Annotated in this window: 18 protein-coding genes; 12 read left to right on the top strand and 6 right to left on the bottom strand. The window is 64.0% G+C overall.

Going from position 1 to position 15,396, the window contains the following annotated elements; translation table 11 throughout:
- Positions 1 to 27 precede the first annotated feature (27 nt).
- The 3 genes from lptB to lptC are packed head-to-tail and all read right to left on the bottom strand — an operon-like array spanning position 28 to position 2,133.
- The gene (lptB, locus tag MESAU_RS08900) at positions 28 to 840 is read right to left on the bottom strand and encodes an LPS export ABC transporter ATP-binding protein (RefSeq protein ID WP_015315717.1); all 813 of its coding nucleotides are present in this window, start codon (positions 838 to 840) and stop codon (positions 28 to 30) included.
- Positions 840 to 1,433 carry an LptA/OstA family protein gene (locus MESAU_RS08895; RefSeq protein ID WP_015315716.1) on the bottom strand — a complete coding sequence of 198 codons (594 nt, stop codon included), beginning with the start codon at positions 1,431 to 1,433 and terminating at the stop codon, positions 840 to 842. Before MESAU_RS08895 ends, lptB begins: the two co-directional genes overlap by 1 nt.
- Entirely contained in the window at positions 1,420 to 2,133 is a 714-nt protein-coding gene (lptC, locus tag MESAU_RS08890; protein ID WP_015315715.1) for an LPS export ABC transporter periplasmic protein LptC, read from the bottom strand. The genes MESAU_RS08895 and lptC overlap by 14 nt, the downstream gene beginning before the upstream one ends.
- A 353-nt stretch (positions 2,134 to 2,486) precedes the next feature.
- Between lptC and sppA the strand changes: the two genes are divergently transcribed.
- The 4 genes from sppA to lhpI all read left to right on the top strand — a co-directional run bounded on the left by sppA (position 2,487) and on the right by lhpI (position 5,217).
- Positions 2,487 to 3,443, top strand: coding sequence for a signal peptide peptidase SppA (gene sppA, locus MESAU_RS08885; protein ID WP_015315714.1), 957 nt, complete (start codon positions 2,487 to 2,489; stop codon positions 3,441 to 3,443).
- A 79-nt stretch (positions 3,444 to 3,522) separates the two neighbouring features.
- Positions 3,523 to 3,807 (top strand): integration host factor subunit beta, encoded by a 285-nt coding sequence (locus MESAU_RS08880; RefSeq protein WP_006200394.1) that lies wholly within the window; start codon positions 3,523 to 3,525, stop codon positions 3,805 to 3,807.
- A 50-nt stretch (positions 3,808 to 3,857) separates the two neighbouring features.
- Positions 3,858 to 4,214 (top strand): hypothetical protein, encoded by a 357-nt coding sequence (locus tag MESAU_RS08875; protein ID WP_015315713.1) that lies wholly within the window; start codon positions 3,858 to 3,860, stop codon positions 4,212 to 4,214.
- Between the two features lie 37 nt (positions 4,215 to 4,251).
- Positions 4,252 to 5,217: a bifunctional Delta(1)-pyrroline-2-carboxylate/Delta(1)-piperideine-2-carboxylate reductase gene (lhpI, locus tag MESAU_RS08870; RefSeq protein ID WP_015315712.1), complete on the top strand. Its 966-nt coding sequence runs from the start codon at positions 4,252 to 4,254 to the stop codon at positions 5,215 to 5,217.
- On the opposite strand, the gene MESAU_RS08865 is transcribed toward lhpI, so the two are convergent.
- Entirely contained in the window at positions 5,207 to 5,644 is a 438-nt protein-coding gene (locus MESAU_RS08865) for an EVE domain-containing protein (protein WP_015315711.1), read from the bottom strand. The two genes, lhpI and MESAU_RS08865, sit on opposite strands and share 11 nt — an antisense overlap.
- Before the next feature lie 149 nt (positions 5,645 to 5,793).
- On the opposite strand from MESAU_RS08865, the gene MESAU_RS08860 reads away from it, so the two are divergent.
- The 7 genes from MESAU_RS08860 to olsB all read left to right on the top strand — a co-directional run bounded on the left by MESAU_RS08860 (position 5,794) and on the right by olsB (position 13,447).
- Positions 5,794 to 6,282 carry a hypothetical protein gene (locus tag MESAU_RS08860; protein ID WP_015315710.1) on the top strand — a complete coding sequence of 163 codons (489 nt, stop codon included), beginning with the start codon at positions 5,794 to 5,796 and terminating at the stop codon, positions 6,280 to 6,282.
- 116 nt (positions 6,283 to 6,398) lie between these two features.
- Positions 6,399 to 7,481, top strand: a complete 1,083-nt coding sequence (locus MESAU_RS08855) for an RsmD family RNA methyltransferase (protein WP_015315709.1) — start codon at positions 6,399 to 6,401, stop codon at positions 7,479 to 7,481.
- Between the two features lies 1 nt (position 7,482).
- The gene (locus MESAU_RS08850) at positions 7,483 to 8,340 is read left to right on the top strand and encodes a TrmH family RNA methyltransferase (protein WP_015315708.1); all 858 of its coding nucleotides are present in this window, start codon (positions 7,483 to 7,485) and stop codon (positions 8,338 to 8,340) included.
- A 13-nt stretch (positions 8,341 to 8,353) separates the two neighbouring features.
- The gene (lspA, locus tag MESAU_RS08845; RefSeq protein ID WP_015315707.1) at positions 8,354 to 8,851 is read left to right on the top strand and encodes a signal peptidase II; all 498 of its coding nucleotides are present in this window, start codon (positions 8,354 to 8,356) and stop codon (positions 8,849 to 8,851) included.
- A gap of 53 nt (positions 8,852 to 8,904) precedes the next feature.
- Entirely contained in the window at positions 8,905 to 9,894 is a 990-nt protein-coding gene (gene acuI / locus MESAU_RS08840; protein WP_015315706.1) for an acrylyl-CoA reductase (NADPH), read from the top strand.
- Positions 9,895 to 10,037: 143 nt separating this feature from the next.
- Positions 10,038 to 12,332 carry a PAS domain-containing hybrid sensor histidine kinase/response regulator gene (locus MESAU_RS08835; RefSeq protein WP_015315705.1) on the top strand — a complete coding sequence of 765 codons (2,295 nt, stop codon included), beginning with the start codon at positions 10,038 to 10,040 and terminating at the stop codon, positions 12,330 to 12,332.
- Positions 12,333 to 12,571: 239 nt separating this feature from the next.
- Complete coding sequence (gene olsB, locus MESAU_RS08830; RefSeq protein WP_041163320.1) at positions 12,572 to 13,447, top strand: l-ornithine N(alpha)-acyltransferase; 876 nt, start codon at positions 12,572 to 12,574, stop codon at positions 13,445 to 13,447.
- 107 nt (positions 13,448 to 13,554) lie between these two features.
- Here the strand turns inward: olsB and MESAU_RS08825 are convergent, their stop codons facing one another.
- Both MESAU_RS08825 and grpE read right to left on the bottom strand, forming a co-directional pair.
- Positions 13,555 to 14,187 carry a trimeric intracellular cation channel family protein gene (locus MESAU_RS08825; RefSeq protein WP_015315703.1) on the bottom strand — a complete coding sequence of 211 codons (633 nt, stop codon included), beginning with the start codon at positions 14,185 to 14,187 and terminating at the stop codon, positions 13,555 to 13,557.
- A gap of 103 nt (positions 14,188 to 14,290) precedes the next feature.
- Entirely contained in the window at positions 14,291 to 14,923 is a 633-nt protein-coding gene (gene grpE / locus MESAU_RS08820; protein ID WP_015315702.1) for a nucleotide exchange factor GrpE, read from the bottom strand.
- 238 nt (positions 14,924 to 15,161) lie between these two features.
- On the opposite strand from grpE, the gene MESAU_RS08815 reads away from it, so the two are divergent.
- Complete coding sequence (locus tag MESAU_RS08815) at positions 15,162 to 15,362, top strand: hypothetical protein (RefSeq protein WP_015315701.1); 201 nt, start codon at positions 15,162 to 15,164, stop codon at positions 15,360 to 15,362.
- Positions 15,363 to 15,396: the final 34 nt, after the last annotated feature.

Here is a 15,396-nt window from a genome sequence, read left to right as displayed (position 1 = left end):
AATCGTATCAGGAAACAAATTTCACGCTCAGAGCGTAAAACCCTCGCCGAGATAAAGCCGCCGCACGTCGGGATTTGCCACCACTTCGTCGGCGCGGCCATGAGTGAGCACCTGGCCGGCGTGGATGATGTAGGCGCGGTCGATCAGGCCGAGCGTCTCACGCACATTGTGGTCGGTGATGAGGACCCCGATGCCGCGCGCCGTCAGGTGACGCACCAATTGCTGAATATCGGCGACGGCGATCGGATCGATGCCGGCGAAGGGCTCGTCGAGCAGCATGTAGGCCGGGCGCGTCGCCAGCGCGCGCGCGATTTCCAGGCGCCGCCTTTCGCCGCCCGAGAGCGACATGGATGGCGCCTTGCGCAGATGGCTGATGTGAAATTCCTCGAGCAGTTCGTCGAGGTTGCGCTCGCGGACCTTGCGATCCTTTTCGACCACTTCGAGCACGGCGCGGATGTTCTGCTCGACATTGAGCCCGCGAAAGATCGAGGCCTCCTGAGGCAGATAGCCGATGCCGAGGCGCGCGCGACGATACATCGGCATCGAGGTGACGTCGAAGCCGTCGATCTCGATCGTGCCTTCATCCACCGGCACCAGGCCGGTGACCATGTAGAAACAGGTCGTCTTGCCGGCGCCGTTGGGGCCGAGCAGCCCGACGGCCTCGCCTGCGCGCACGCCCAGCGTGACGCCGCTGACGACCTTGCGGCCCTTGTAGCTCTTGGTCAGACCCTTGGCGATCAAGGTTCCCTTGAACTTCGCCTTGTCGACCGTGGCCGGCGCCGAAAGCTTGCCTGCGGCCCGTCCCGGAAGACGCGCCGTCAGCGACGACAGGCTGACCATCAGGGGTTCGTCGCTCCCGATTTCGGCGGCGGTGTGATCGACATCTGCACACGCTGCCCAGCACATGGATCGACCTGGGCCAGCCCGGTTTTCATCTGCACGGTGAGCTTGCAGCCGACCAGCACATTGTCGTTTTGCGAAAGGACGACCTTTTTGCCCGAAAGCACCAGCACCTGGCTCTTCATGTCGAAACTGCCCTGATCGCCGGTCGCGACCTGCTGATCCGACTTGATGTAGACCTTGTCGGAGATCTCCAGGTGATCGATGTTGGCCGAGCCGGTCATGGCTGCCGCCCCGGCGGCTTCGGCGCCCTTGGCGCCCGCATTGGGGTCCTTGACGTAGTAGACCATCATCTTGCCGGCCTTCATCAGCGTCGGCCCCTGGACGACGGTGACATTGCCGGTGAAGATCGCGACGCTGTCAGCCTGGTGGACTTCCAGCTTGTCGCTTTCGATCTGGATCGGCTTGTCGCCGGCCAGTTTGAGACCGGACACCTGGCTGGCCGCTCCCGACTGCGCCAGCGACGGCGCCAGGCTGAGCAGGAACAGCGCCGAAGTTGCGGCCGCAAGCCGTGTCGAATTATTGAGCCACATTCGCTTCTTCGCCCTTTGCCTCAGCCGCCTTCAGAACGGCGGGATCGATGTTGACACGAACCTTGTTCTCGAACACCAGGATCTTGCCATTGTCCTGGACCGACATCGAATCCGCCCTGATCTGCGACCCGCCACGGCTGACATCGACGGGATCATCCGTCTTCATAGTGCCTTTGCCCATGTCGAGGAAGACGGATTTGAACTTGGCCTGCAGGCCGTCGGTCGTGCTGATGGTGACGTCGCTGTTCAGCTTCATCGTATTGCCGTCGCGATCGTAGGTACCGCGCGAGGCTTTAATCGCCGCGACATTGTCGGGGGCGATCGGCACCTTGGCGTCGATGCCTTCGAGTTCGATGATGCCTTGCGTGCTCACATCCTGGATGGCGCGCAGCGCCGTCATCGAATAGGGCTGCTTCTGCTTGGTGAAACCATTGAGTTTGGGATTGGCCATCACCAGCTTACCGTTCGAGAAGGCGGTGCCTTCGGCCTGCACCGCGACGGAAACGGGCGCGGCGAGGTAGGAATAGACTGGGAAGGCGACGGCGATCAATGCCGCGGCCAAGGGCACGGCGAATTTGAGCACGCGCACGCGGCGTGAATGACGCTGGGCGCGGTCGAAAGCTTCGCCCCGCGTCCAGTCATCCGCCGGGGGAGCCAACTCCGTCTCCGGGCTGGTCGGTTCATTCGGTCGCGCTAACATGACTGCTTTCTTCTAAAACCCTGCCCCGGGAGCACCGCCTATAGGTGGGACGCCAGCGCCCTCGCGCAAGCACAAGCCGACGAAAACCGCAAAAATGTGACAGCTGCCGTGCACAAACGAAACCCGGGTCAGCGCAACAGCCAGTGCTTCATAGCAGAAATAGACGCCCTTGCGTCTTTTTTCACCACCGAAGTTCTTCCCACTTACCTTGCGTCGCCCGCACAGGCCAGTCACAAAACAGACAACACGCACCGCCGCGCGCGGATTGCCGCGCCATGTGCGGGACGGAACTGCTTCCCGATCAAGACATCATGGTCTAAAAGCGTCTCTTCCCGATGACTGTGAGGCTGACGATGGCATTGAGAGCCGACGACCTGATCGACCGCCGCCGCTTGCGGCGCAAGCTGACTTTCTGGCGTGTCGCGGCCTTCGGCATCGTGGCGCTCGGGGTGATTGCGGTGTCGGCCTGGTTCTATGGCGACGATTTCGGCGGCTCCGCCGCCGACCACATCGCCAAGGTCAGGATCGAAGGCACCATCACCGAGGACGACGAACTGATCAAGCGGCTGGAGGCTATCCGCCAGTCGCCGAAAGTAAAAGGCGTGATCCTTGTGGTCGATTCTCCTGGCGGCACCACCGTCGGCGGGGAATCGATCTACGAGGAGGTGCGCAAGCTGGCCGCCGACAAGCCTGTCGTGGCCGAGGTCGGCACGCTCGCCGCGTCGGCGGGTTACATGATCGCCAGTGCCGCCGACCATATTGTCGCCCGCAAGACCTCGATCGTCGGCTCGATCGGCGTGCTGATCCAGTATCCCGACGTCAGCGGCCTGATGGACAAGCTCGGCGTCAAGCTGGAGGAGGTCAAGTCCTCGCCGCTGAAAGCCTCACCCTCGCCCTTCAAGCCGACCAATGACGACGAGCGCGCCATGGTCCGCAAGCTCATTCTGGACAGCTACGACTGGTTCGTCGGCATCGTCGCCGAACGTCGCAAGATGACCCACGAACAGGCGCTGGCGCTGGCCGACGGTTCGATCTTCACTGGCCGCCAGGGTGTTGCCAACGGGCTGATCGACGCCGTCGGCGGCGAGTCCGTGGCGATCGACTGGCTGGCGACCAAGGGTGTCGATGCCAAGCTCAAGGTGGTCGAGTGGAAGGACACGGAACGGCGCGGCGGTTTCCTGTTCTCGAAGGCGATGGCACGCACGATCGCCGGCGCGCTCGGCCTGCCGGACTCCGGCGGCGACGTGATCCATGAACTTGGCGCCGACCGCTTGTTTCTTGACGGTCTCGTTTCCGTCTGGCACCCTTGAGACGCGTTGGGACAGCTAAAAAAGCAAATAAAATCATCCTGATAATTTTGGCCGAACTGCTTTCACGGGGACCCGTCTGATGATCAAGTCCGAGCTTGTGCAGATTATTGCCACGCGCAATCCGCATCTTTTCCTGCGCGACGTCGAAAACATCGTCGGCGCGATCTTCGATGAAATCACCGACGCGCTTGCCGAGGGCAACCGGGTCGAATTGCGCGGTTTCGGCGCTTTTTCGGTGAAGAACCGACCTGCCCGCACCGGCCGCAACCCGCGCACCGGCGAATCCGTCGAGGTCGAGGAGAAATGGGTGCCGTTCTTCAAGACCGGCAAGGAGTTGCGTGAAAGGCTGAACGGCGGCAAGTAGGCGCGTCAGCGCTGGACGGCCTTATCGGCCCGCTTGCGACGGAAAACATCATGCTCAATCGCTTCATGCTCATCGTGGTCTTCGTGCCCCTGGCGATCATCCTGATCGCTTTGGCCGTCGCCAACCGCGAACTCGTCGCCTTCACGCTGGACCCCTTCAATCCCGGAAATCCGAAGCTGACACTCACCTTGCCGCTGTTCATCTTCCTGTTCCTGGCGCTCGCCATCGGCATGGTCGTCGGCAGCCTGGCGACATGGGTGAAGCAGGGCCACTACCGCAAACTGGCTCGCCAGCGCGGTGTCGAGGCCGAAAACCTGCGCCAGGCAGTCAGCCGCACGCCCTCGGTGCCGCAGGCATCAGCCCAAGCACCGGCCCAAGGGTCGGCGTTGCCGAAGCCGACCAATTGAGCCGCAGGTCGGCGCGTTTCTTTTCACGGAGCTTTTCATGCTGACCATTTCGGCCGCTGAGGTCGATCGTGCGCTGACCTTTCCTGGACTGGTCGAGACATTGCGCACGGCATTTCGCGAGGGCGCGGTGCAGCCGGTCAGGCATCATCACACGGTCGAAAGGCCTGACGGCGCGGCGTCGACCTTGCTGCTGATGCCCGCATGGACCGATTTTCACGCCGCGGGCCGTTCCGCCGGCGGCCATATCGGCGTCAAGATCGTCACCGTCTCGCCCGACAACAACGCCGTCGGCAAGCCCGCCGTGATGGGGCTCTATCTCCTGCTCGATGGCAGCACCGGCGAGCCGGAAGCCCTGATCGACGGCCAGCGGCTGACGCAGTGGCGCACGGCGTGCGCCTCGGCCCTCGCGGCGTCCTATCTCGCCCGCGACGATGCCTCGCGGCTGCTCGTGGTCGGCGCCGGCGCGCTGTCGCCCTTCCTGGCCAAGGCGCACAGCGCCGTGCGGCCAATCAAGACCATCCGCATCTGGAACCGCACCCCGGCCAACGCCGAGAAAGTCGCGGCCGATCTGCGCGCCGAGGGCTTCGCGGCCAGCGCCGCGACCGATCTCGATGCCGAGCTTGGCCAAGCCGACATCATCTCCTCGGCGACAATCACCACCACGCCGCTGATCAAGGGCACGTTGCTGCGGCCGGGAACCCATGTCGACTTGGTCGGCGGCTTTACGCCTGCGATGCGCGAAAGCGACGACGACGCGGTCATGCGCGCCCGCGTCTATGTCGACACCCGCGCCGGCGCCACCAAGGAAGCCGGCGACATCCTCCAGCCACTGGCCTCAGGCGTGCTGAAACCACAAGCCATCGTCGCCGACCTGCACGAACTGGCGCGCGGCCAAAAGGAAGGTCGCGGCAGCCCGGACGAGATTACGCTGTTCAAGTCGGTCGGTGCCGCGCTGGAGGACTTGGCCGCCGGCATTGCCGTCTACAAGGCGCTCAGGGGCTAGTCGAAGCGAGTTTGGCGCCCATCGTCTCCGCGATCAAAGCGAAATCTGCCACGCTGATCGGGAACAAGCCAAAGCGCAACGGGTAACCCCAGTTCGATTTGCCTGAGGTGAACTCCAGCCTCTCAAGCAATTGCTTGATCGGCGTTTCCTGTGCCTGCGCCCAGTCGACATCGCGACGGAACGGCGTGAAGCCGCCGCCCATGTCGCCTTGATAGGGGTCTCCTTCCCGCACCATGCCGATCGCCGTGAACGCCTGCAGACCGTCTTTCTCCCCCAAAACCGTGGTCGGCGAATAATAGACGATGCCATCACCGGGCCTGACGCGGCGCAGCGGTGCCGCCTTGCCATGGTTGACCTGCATGAAGCCGCCCTTGCGGCCGCGCCGGACATGTTCGGCCGACGCCACGGCGATCCAATACGCGCTCATTTCTGTTCCTAATTGGCCAGTTGTCCGTCGGCCAACGCTTGCCCGCTAATCGGCCCGCAGTGCCGGAGTGCCAAACGATAGGGCTGGGGCCGCGGCAATGGCAAGTGCGGCCGTTCGGAACGGCTTCGGCCCGGAACCGTTGTTGCGTCATGCGACTATATGGCTTCCTGCTGTTCTGGTCTGTCTTGGCCACCATGATCGCTGCGCTCAGCCTCGGGCCGTCCTTCGCCCATGTCCTGGAATCGGTGCCCCGGCTCACCCGATGGTCCCCGGCGCTTTGGCGCGAGGCCACCGTTTTCAACGGCCAGTTCCTGCTCTTCGCAATCATTGGCGCGCCGCTGGATGTCGCGGCAATCATCTGCCCGGGACTGCTGGCGTGGCTGCTGCGCCAGGATCGGCCGGCGTTCTGGTTCGCACTCGCCGCCACCTTGCTCTATGCGCTATCCCTCGTGCTTTGGTTCGTTCTCGTCAAACCGGCCAATAAAATTCTCGCCACCTGGGTGCCAGGGCCAATTCCAGACAATTTCGAAGCCATACGGCTGCGCTGGGAAACCGGCCACATGGCCGTCACGGCGGCCAAGGCTGCCGGCTTCGTTTCGCTGGTTGTCGCACTGCTTTCGATCGGGCGTGGCGGCTAAACCATCCGCAATCGCCGCAATTGCCCAATCGTTGCTATCGCAATGTCGCGCGGGTTTGTTGCGCCGATGGGCATAGCTGTGGCAGAAGCGGGCCGAACCGCCGGAGAAGCTGTCTCTTGAAGTCTTTTCGCGACAAACGCCGCGACGGCCGCCCGCACCAGCCGGGTAAAGGCGAAGCCGCGCAATCGCGTCCACCGGAAGGTCGCGGCGTGGCCAGGCCGGAGGTCAGGCCGCGGCAAGACCTGAAGCCGGACCAGCCCGCACCGAAATCCACGCCCCGCAACCTTGCCCGTCGCGACGGCGTCCTGCCCGCTGAGCAACTTCCGGTAATCCTCGAAGTGGCACCCAACGCGGATTACGCGCTGCTCGACAGCGGCGCGGGACAAAAGCTTGAACAATATGGCCCCTACCGCATCGTGCGGCCCGAGGGCCAGGCGATCTGGCAGAAAGCTCTGCCGGCAAAGGACTGGGAGCGTGCCGACGCGATCTTCACCGGTGACACCGACGAGGAAGGCATCGGTCGCTGGCGTTTTCCCAGGACGCCGCTCGGCGAAACCTGGCCGATGAAGCATGACGGCATCGACTATCTCGGCCGCTTCACCTCGTTTCGCCATGTCGGCGTCTTTCCCGAGCAGGCGTCGCACTGGGACCATATGGCCGGGCTGATCGCGGCCGCCAGGCGGCCAGTCAAGGTACTCAACCTGTTCGGCTATACCGGCCTTGCCTCGCTGGTGGCGGCGCGCGCCGGCGCCGAGGTCACCCATGTCGACGCCTCGAAGAAGGCGATCGGCTGGGCTCGCGAAAACCAGGAGATATCCGGACTTGGCGGCAAGCCGATCCGCTGGATCGTCGACGACGCGGTCAAGTTCGCCGAGCGCGAGGAGCGTCGCGGCAGCCGCTACGACATCATCCTGTTCGATCCGCCGGCCTATGGCCGCGGCCCCAAGGGCGAGGTCTGGCAATTGTTCGAAGATCTTCCCGATCTGACGGACCTCTGTCGCTCGATCCTGACCCCAAGACCGCTTGCCGTGGTGCTGACCGCCTATTCGATCCGTGCCTCCTTCTTCGCCATCCACGCTCTGGTGCGCGACACGTTCGCCGGCATGGGCGGCAAGGTTGAATCGGGTGAGCTGATCATCCGTGAAAAGTCCGCCGGCCGGGCGCTTTCGACGTCACTGTTTTCGCGCTGGGTGGCCTGACATGAACGAACGGCATGCCGGCGCGCCCGGTCAGGTGAAGGAAGTCACCAGCCTTGCCAATCCGCTGGTCAAGGACATCAAGGCACTTGCCTTGAAGAAATTCCGCGACCAGCAGAACGCCTTCATGGCCGAGGGGCTGAAGCTGGTCATCGATGCGCTCGACTTGGGCTGGCAGATCAGGACGTTGGTTTTCGCCAAGGCAGGACGCGGCAATGCGGCCGTGGAAAAGGTCGCGGCACGCACGGTCGCCGCCGGGGGCACCGTGCTCGAAGTATCGGAAAAGGTGCTTGTCGCCATCACCCGCCGCGACAATCCGCAAATGGTGGTCGGCGTCTTCTCGCAGAAATTCCTGGCCCTGAAGGACATCCGTGCCGACAATGGCGATGTCTGGGTGGCGCTCGACCGGGTGCGCGATCCCGGCAATCTCGGCACCGTCATCCGCACCGTCGATGCCGTCGGCGCCAAGGGCGTCATCCTGGTCGGCGACACGACCGATCCGTTTTCGGTGGAAACGGTGCGCGCCACCATGGGGTCGATCTTCGCCATCCCGGTGGCCAAGGCAACTACGGAGGCATTCCTTGCCTGGCGTGGCGGCTTTTCAGGGCTGGTTGCCGGCACGCATCTGAAAGGCGCGGTCGACTATCGCTCGGTCGATTTTTCCCGCGGGCCGGTGCTGCTGATGATGGGCAATGAGCAGCAGGGCCTGCCCGAAAGCCTGGCGGCAAGCTGCGACAGGCTGCTCAGGATTCCGCAGGCGGGCCGTGCCGATTCGCTCAATCTGGCGGTCGCCACCGGCATCATGCTGTTCGAGATCCGGCGCGGCGCGCTGAAGCTCGAACCAATTTCGGACCAGCAATGAGGGTTGCCCAATCGTGAAATCATGGTCTCCCTACGCGCTGCTCGTCATCGTGGCCATCGCGCTCGACCAGTGGATAAAGACGCGGGTCGAAGCCGGACTGCCCTTCCAGGAAAAGCTCGACCTCCTGCCCTTCCTGGCGCTGTTTCGCACCTACAACACCGGCATCGCCTTCTCGATGTTCTCCTCCTTCGGTGACATCGGCCTGGTTGTCATCGCGGTGCTGGTCGTCGCTTTCGTGCTTTACCTCGCCACGCGCACGCCATCGGGCCATGTCATCGCCCGCACCGGCTTTGCCCTGATCATCGGCGGCGCGCTGGGCAATCTGATCGACCGCGCCGTCTATAGCCACGTCATCGATTACATCCTGTTCCACACGCCGGTCTGGTCCTTCGCCGTCTTCAACCTTGCCGATGCCTTCATTTCGGTGGGCGCGGCCCTGGTCGTCTTCGACGAACTCATCGGCTGGCGGCGTGAACCCACGCCTCCGAACGCCAAGCCTTCCGAGGATTGACCCCGCGCGGCCATCGCCGCACAGTCACGCCGAGCAAGTTCGCGGAGAAAAAGATGACCGAAACCTTCAAAGCCATCCTCGTTTCGCGCGATGCCGAGAAAAAACAGTCGGTCGCCGTGACCGATCTCACCGACGCCGATCTGATGGAGGGCGACGTCACCATCGCGGTCGAGGCGACGACGGTGAACTACAAGGATGGACTGGCGATATCGGGCAAGGCGCCGGTGATCCGTCGATGGCCGCTGGTGCCGGGCATCGACCTTGCAGGCACCGTCATCTCTTCTTCCAATCCCGACTGGCGCAAGGGCGACAAGGTCATCCTGAATGGCTGGGGTGTTGGCGAAACCCATTTCGGCGCCTATGCCGGGCGCGCCCGCGTCAAGGGCGACTGGCTGGTGCCCCTGCCGGAAGGCATGAGCGCGCATGATGCCATGGCGGTCGGCACCGCCGGCTACACGGCCATGCTCTGCGTCATGGCGCTGGAGCGGCACGGCATCCTGCCTGAGCGCGGACCTGTCGTGGTGACGGGTGCTGCCGGCGGCGTCGGTTCGGTCGCGGTCTCGATCCTGTCCAGCCTCGGCTACCATGTCATCGCGTCAACCGGCCGCAACGCCGAAAGCCCCTATCTGATCAACCTCGGCGCCGCCGAGGTGATATCGCGCGACGCGCTCAACCAACCCGCCAAGCCGTTGGCCAAGGAGCGCTGGGCCGGCGGCATCGATTCGGTCGGCAGCCACACGCTGGCCAATGTGCTGTCGATGACCTCCTATGGCGGCGCGGTCGCGGCCTGCGGCCTGGCCGGCGGCATGGATCTTCCGTCGAGTGTCGCCCCCTTCATCCTGCGCGGCGTCTCCCTGCTCGGCATCGATTCGGTGATGGCGCCGAAAGCCGTGCGCCTCGAGGCCTGGCGGCGCATCGGCTCCGATCTCGATGTGGACAAGCTCGCCAGCCTGTCCACGACCATCGGCTTCGACGGCATCATCGGTGCGGCACACGACATCGTCGACGGCAATATCCGTGGCCGCGTCGTCGTCGACATGTGACCCGGCTCAGGGGTGGCAGGCGCGGGGCGGAATTGCCACATTGGTGGCAAATACGTCGCCGCCGGGCCAAAAACGCCCGATCCGCTAAAATTCGAACGATCCCCCGCAATTTTGCATAATCTCTGTCTGGCAAAGGATCTCGCATGATCGCGGAATCCGACAGCCAACAGGCCGACGCCGGCGACGACATCGATGCGGCATCGGCGCAACCGCCGGTATCGGCGCGGCGGTTTATCGCCGCGCCGCCGCTGGTCCCTGATCAGCAACCGGCCAAGCGCGAAGGCCTGCCGATCCTGACCTTCGTTGCCGTCATGCTGCTGGCCGGCCTCTCATCCCTGACCGGGGCGCCAGTCTTCATCAGCCTTGCCTTGCTGGCAACCGGCCTTGCTGGCCTGGCCATGCATCTGCGCGCCAGACGCAGCGTACGCCGCACCGCGGTCCTGCTCGACGAAACCACCGCCCGTAACCGCGCCGAGATCGAGACGCTGGCCGACCGCATGTGGGAGATGCAGGAAAGCGAGGAGCGCTTTCGCGGTCTCATCGACGCGCTCGGCGATCTCGTCATCCATCGCGACCGCGACGGCTACATCGTCTACGCCAACAAGGTGTTCGCCGACCTCGTCGAAACCGATCCGCGCGATCTTGCCGGCAAGACGTTGGCCGAACTCGGCATCGAGGTCGGCATCGTTCCCGATGCGGCTTTCTCCGATCATGAATGCCTGAGTTCCACCGACGTTGCCATCCGCACGCCGACAGGCCCGCGCTGGTTCTCCTGGATCGAGTTGTCGGTGCGCGAAAAGGACAGTGGTGCCGTCTCGCATCGCGCCATCGCCCGCGACATCACAGCACGCAAGCGCGCTGAATCGTCCATGATCACCGCGCGCGAGCGGGCCGAATTCGCGAGCCAGGCCAAGTCGCGCTTCCTCGCCACCGTCAGCCATGAGATCCGCACGCCGATGAACGGCATCATGGGCATGGCCAGGCTGCTCGCCGACACCAGCCTTTCGCCGGAGCAGCAGACCTATGTCGGCGCCATCTCGACCTCGGCCAGCGCCTTGCTTGCCCTGATCGAGGACCTGCTCGACTATTCCAAGATCGAGGCCGGACGCTTCGATCCCGAACCGCAGCCCATGTCGGTGCGCGAGATCGCCGACAACATCATCGAATTGATGGCCGCGCGCGCCTTCGCCAAGAATATCGGCCTCGGCTGCCATGTCGAACCGGATGTGCCGCAATTGATCACCGCCGATCCGGGCCGGGTCAGGCAGGTGCTGCTCAACCTCATCGGCAACGCCATCAAGTTCACCGACAGTGGGGGCGTGCTGGTCAGCGTCGCGCGCGCCCGAACCGAGACCAGCGACCGCATCTGCTTCACCATCGCCGATACCGGTCCCGGCCTGCGCGACGAGGACATGGAGCGCATCTTCGAGGAGTTCGAGCAGGCCGACGGCACCTCGACGCGCACGCATGGCGGTGCTGGACTGGGACTTGCCATCTCCAAGCGCCTGGTGGCCGCCATGGGCGGCACGATTTCGGTTTCCAGCCGGCTTGGCCAGGGATCGGAATTCGTCTTCGAGATTCCCGCCACATCAGCCACCGAGCCGCCGCAGGGCCGGTTGAACGCGCTTGCCGGGCGACGCGCCGTGATCGTCTCCAAGAACACCGTCGAGGCCGACGCCATCGCCCGCACCATCCGCTCCAATGGCGGAGCGGCCGGAATCGCCACCACCGTGGCTCAGGCCGCATCCTTTGCCGACGGCTGCGACGTGCTTCTGGTCGACGCGGCCATGGAAGAGAGTGACGGAAGGCTGCTCAAGCGGCTTCGCCAGCATGGGTTTTCCGATTGCGAAGCCGTCACGCTGATCGCACCCACCGACCGCGGCATGCTGGGCGAGTTTCGTGCCAGCGGCTACGCGACTTTCCTTGCCCGGCCAGTGCGCGGAGGAACACTTTTGCGTGTCCTTTTGAGCAGCCACGCACCGGTCCTGGCCCAGCCGCAGCCGGAAAAACGCCGCGCGCCGGCGCTTCGTGCCTCAGGCGAACGCCAGCAGGGCCTGTCCGTGCTGATCGCCGAGGACAACGACATCAATGCCATGCTGGCCCGCGCGACGCTGTTGAAGGCCGGGCATCGCGTCAAGGTGGTCGGCAATGGCAAGGCCGCCGTCGAGGCGGTCACTGGTGCCGGCCACAAGCACCGCTTCGACGTGGTGCTGATGGATCTTCACATGCCCGTCATGGACGGACTGGACGCCATTGCCGCGATCCGCCGCCATGAAGAGGAGGCCTCCGTGCCGCCGGTGCCGATCATGGTGCTGTCGGCCGACAGCCAGGAAAAGACCCGCCATGCGGTGCTCGCCCACGGCGCCAGCGGCTTCGTCACCAAGCCGCTCGACCCCGATGCGCTGGTCAGTGCCGTCGAGGGCCAGGTCGCCGCTTGAGCCAGCTTTTTCCGGGTGCGTGGCTGGTCAAGGCCGCCAAAAACCAGCCCATTTTCGGCGCCCGCGAACGCGACGCGCCTGGGTCTTGTGGCGCAACGTAGCCGGTTGACCGTTTTCGCCAGCCGACGAAGTATTGCCCGCGACGCCGTATCACGGTACTGTCACAATCCTGTTGCACCTACACCGTATCCCCGTGCCAAGAGGGATGGCTCGAAGGAGAATCACTCGTGCATACAGTTATGCCGGAATGTGACACTCGGCCGAACGCCAGCAGCGCCTTGCTCGCCGGACGTAATGTCGATTCCGTCATAAAGGGCGCGGCGCTCGGCCGTATCGGCAATCTCGAAGTGCGGCTCGCCCGCAACGAGGCCGAGATCGCGGCCGCGCAGGAAGTGCGTTACCGTGTATTCTATGACGAGCTTGGCGCCAGGAAGGATCTGTTCCAGGCGCAGGACCGCCGCGACGCCGACCGCTTCGACCCGCTCTGCGACCATCTGCTCGTCCTCGACACCACGCTTTCCGGCCCTGAGCACCGCCGTATCGTCGGCACCTATCGCTTGCTGCGGCAAGAAATCGCGGCAACCGCCGGAGGCTTCTATTCCGAAGGCGAATTCGAGCTGACCAAGCTCATCGCCCGCCATCCCAGCCAGCGTTTCCTTGAACTCGGCCGTTCCTGCGTCTTGCCGGAATACCGTTCGAAGCGCACCATCGAAGCGCTATGGCAAGGCATCTGGGCCTACATCAATCACTACGAGATCGGGGTGATGACCGGCTGCGCCTCGTTCCATGGCACCGTGCCGGCCGCGCATGCGGAGGCGCTCACCTATCTTGCCCATCACTGCCGCACCAACTCGGCCTGGGACGTGCGCGCTGTGTCCGGGCGCTATTGCTCCATGGACCTGATGCCGATCGAGGCGGTCAACACCAAGGCGGCGATCGCGGCGATGCCGCCTCTGGTCAAGGGCTATCTGCGGGTCGGCGCTCGCATCGGCGATGGTTGCGTCATCGACCGCGAATTCTCCACGGTCGACATTTTCGTCGTGATGCCGGTCAAGGAGATCGGTGCCCGCTACGTCAACTATTATGGCGGGGAAGCGCAGCGCTTCGCTGCGTGAGCGATTAGTCAGTAGTCAGTAGTCAGTAGTCAGTAATCAGTAATCAGTAGTCAAGACGACACGATTCGCGCTTCGGCGACTACTGACCACTCCCCTACTCCCTCTCCTCACGGAATGTCTTCCGGCCGCCGGCCGGGCCGGCTCTTGTAGGCTGGAAAGGTCCAGCCGAAACGGAGCGCGCCGCCGCGAACCGCGAACGCCGCGGCGAAGCCGGCCAGCTCTGAAACGATCGGCGGCAATCCTGTGACGTCGCCAGCCGTGAAGATGGCAGCGCCCGTGAGAGCGGCCGTAACATAGATTTCCGGCCTCAGCAGCACCGAGGGTTCGCCGGCCAGCAGATCGCGCAGGATGCCGCCGGACGTGGCGGTGAGCACGCCGGTGATGACGGAGACGACCGGCGAACCGGTAATGGCCAGTCCCTTGGCCGCACCCATCACCGAAAAAGCGGCCAGCCCGATGGCGTCGAGCCAGAGCAGCCATTTCCAGCGGGATTCCATACGGTGCGCGGCAAAGAAAACCAGCACAGCGGCCGCCGCGCAAATCAGCACGTAGCTGGAGTTGGCGACCCAGAAAACCGGCAGATTGAGGATGACGTCGCGAAGCGTGCCGCCGCCGATGCCGGTGACGCTGGCCAGGAACAGGAAGCCGATAATGTCGAGCTGTTTGCGCGACGCCGCCAACGCCCCCGTCGCCGCGAAGACCGCAACGCCGGCATAGTCGAGGAGGGCGATCGGGTTCATGGAGTGAGTAGTGAAGTAGTCAGTAGTGAATGGCAATTGGCGAAGCAGGCGCCTACCCGGCCCAGTCCTTGCTACTCACAACTCTCTATCGCTACCCCACTAATCACGCATCCTTCTCGGCCTGCTCATTGACCGGCCCTGGCTCGACCGGCGCGTCGGCGGCGATTTTCGGACCACCCTTGGCGACGCCGACCATGGCCGGGCGCAGCACCCGCTCGCCGATCGAATAGCCCGGCTGCACGACCTGGACCACGGTGTTGGCCGGAACATCGGGATTGGGCACTTCAAACATTGCCTGGTGGAAATTGGGATCGAACTTCTCGCCCTCGGGAGCGAGTTTCTTGACCCCATGCCGCTCCAGCGCCGACAGCATGGCGCGCTCGGTCAGGTCGACGCCTTCGATCAGCGCCTTGAAGCCGGCATCCCCCGATGCCTTGGCCTCGGCCGGAATGGCATCCAGGGCGCGGCGCAGATTGTCCGACACCGACAGCATGTCGCGGGCGAAATTCGCCACCGCATAAGTGCGCGCGTCATGCACGTCGCGCGCGGTGCGGCGGCGCAGGTTTTCCATCTCGGCCGCGACCCGCAGCGCGCGGTCCTTCAGTTCTTCATTTTCCTTCAGCAGCCGTACAAGCGCTTCGTAGTCACCATCGGTGCTGCCTTCCGTGCGCTCGGCATTGGCCTCGGCCGCCTCGGCTTCATTGGGCGTGCGTTCGTCTTTTGCCTGGTCGCTCATCGCCGTTTCCCGTCATCTCGAATGGTATGGATTTTGTGCCCGATATCGAGGTTCGCAGGCCAAAAATCAAGGGGAAAGAGACCGCAGGGGCCTGCGACCCGACCAGGAAAGCACGGTGGGGACGCTTCGATTTTAATTCAAATTTTACCGTACTTGCCGGCTTTGCTTGCCACGAGGCGGTGATGCGGGAACCATTCCGCTGCTGGGGGAGTTTCGGAGCCGACGCAGGATTTTTGAAATGATGACCCGCAACAAGCTTGAAAAAGGAGAAGGGCTCGCTGCGGAGGTTCGGCGCCAGTTCGGCGCCGAGGCAGTGACGCGCTTTCTGCGCACCTTGCCAGCCTTCCGCATCGAACCCGACATTCCGGACCGATTTGAGCAATTGCTCGAGCATCTCGACCGGGTCGAGGATGGCGACGCCGGCTGGCGCCGGCAGTAGGATCGCCCGGACCTTACGCGACAATTACGCACAG

This window comes from Mesorhizobium australicum WSM2073, assembly GCF_000230995.2.
GTDB classification, from domain to species: domain Bacteria; phylum Pseudomonadota; class Alphaproteobacteria; order Rhizobiales; family Rhizobiaceae; genus Mesorhizobium; species Mesorhizobium australicum.
This window is presented reverse-complemented; position numbering and strand designations above follow the sequence as displayed.

What these genes read in the sequence shown, in the direction of transcription:
- MESAU_RS08860 (WP_015315710.1), top strand. Translation starts at nt 5,794, where the DNA reads ATGCGACTATATGGCTTCCTGCTGTTCTGGTCTGTCTTGGCCACCATG.
- lptC (WP_015315715.1), bottom strand. Translation starts at nt 2,133, where the DNA reads ATGTTAGCGCGACCGAATGAACCGACCAGCCCGGAGACGGAGTTGGCT.
- grpE (WP_015315702.1), bottom strand. Translation starts at nt 14,923, where the DNA reads ATGAGCGACCAGGCAAAAGACGAACGCACGCCCAATGAAGCCGAGGCG.
- MESAU_RS08875 (WP_015315713.1), top strand. Translation starts at nt 3,858, where the DNA reads ATGCTCAATCGCTTCATGCTCATCGTGGTCTTCGTGCCCCTGGCGATC.
- MESAU_RS08895 (WP_015315716.1), bottom strand. Translation starts at nt 1,433, where the DNA reads ATGTGGCTCAATAATTCGACACGGCTTGCGGCCGCAACTTCGGCGCTG.
- acuI (WP_015315706.1), top strand. Translation starts at nt 8,905, where the DNA reads ATGACCGAAACCTTCAAAGCCATCCTCGTTTCGCGCGATGCCGAGAAA.
- MESAU_RS08865 (WP_015315711.1), bottom strand. Translation starts at nt 5,644, where the DNA reads ATGAGCGCGTATTGGATCGCCGTGGCGTCGGCCGAACATGTCCGGCGC.
- MESAU_RS08835 (WP_015315705.1), top strand. Translation starts at nt 10,038, where the DNA reads ATGATCGCGGAATCCGACAGCCAACAGGCCGACGCCGGCGACGACATC.
- lhpI (WP_015315712.1), top strand. Translation starts at nt 4,252, where the DNA reads ATGCTGACCATTTCGGCCGCTGAGGTCGATCGTGCGCTGACCTTTCCT.
- MESAU_RS08880 (WP_006200394.1), top strand. Translation starts at nt 3,523, where the DNA reads ATGATCAAGTCCGAGCTTGTGCAGATTATTGCCACGCGCAATCCGCAT.
- MESAU_RS08850 (WP_015315708.1), top strand. Translation starts at nt 7,483, where the DNA reads ATGAACGAACGGCATGCCGGCGCGCCCGGTCAGGTGAAGGAAGTCACC.
- MESAU_RS08825 (WP_015315703.1), bottom strand. Translation starts at nt 14,187, where the DNA reads ATGAACCCGATCGCCCTCCTCGACTATGCCGGCGTTGCGGTCTTCGCG.
- olsB (WP_041163320.1), top strand. Translation starts at nt 12,572, where the DNA reads ATGCCGGAATGTGACACTCGGCCGAACGCCAGCAGCGCCTTGCTCGCC.
- sppA (WP_015315714.1), top strand. Translation starts at nt 2,487, where the DNA reads ATGGCATTGAGAGCCGACGACCTGATCGACCGCCGCCGCTTGCGGCGC.
- lptB (WP_015315717.1), bottom strand. Translation starts at nt 840, where the DNA reads ATGGTCAGCCTGTCGTCGCTGACGGCGCGTCTTCCGGGACGGGCCGCA.
- MESAU_RS08815 (WP_015315701.1), top strand. Translation starts at nt 15,162, where the DNA reads ATGATGACCCGCAACAAGCTTGAAAAAGGAGAAGGGCTCGCTGCGGAG.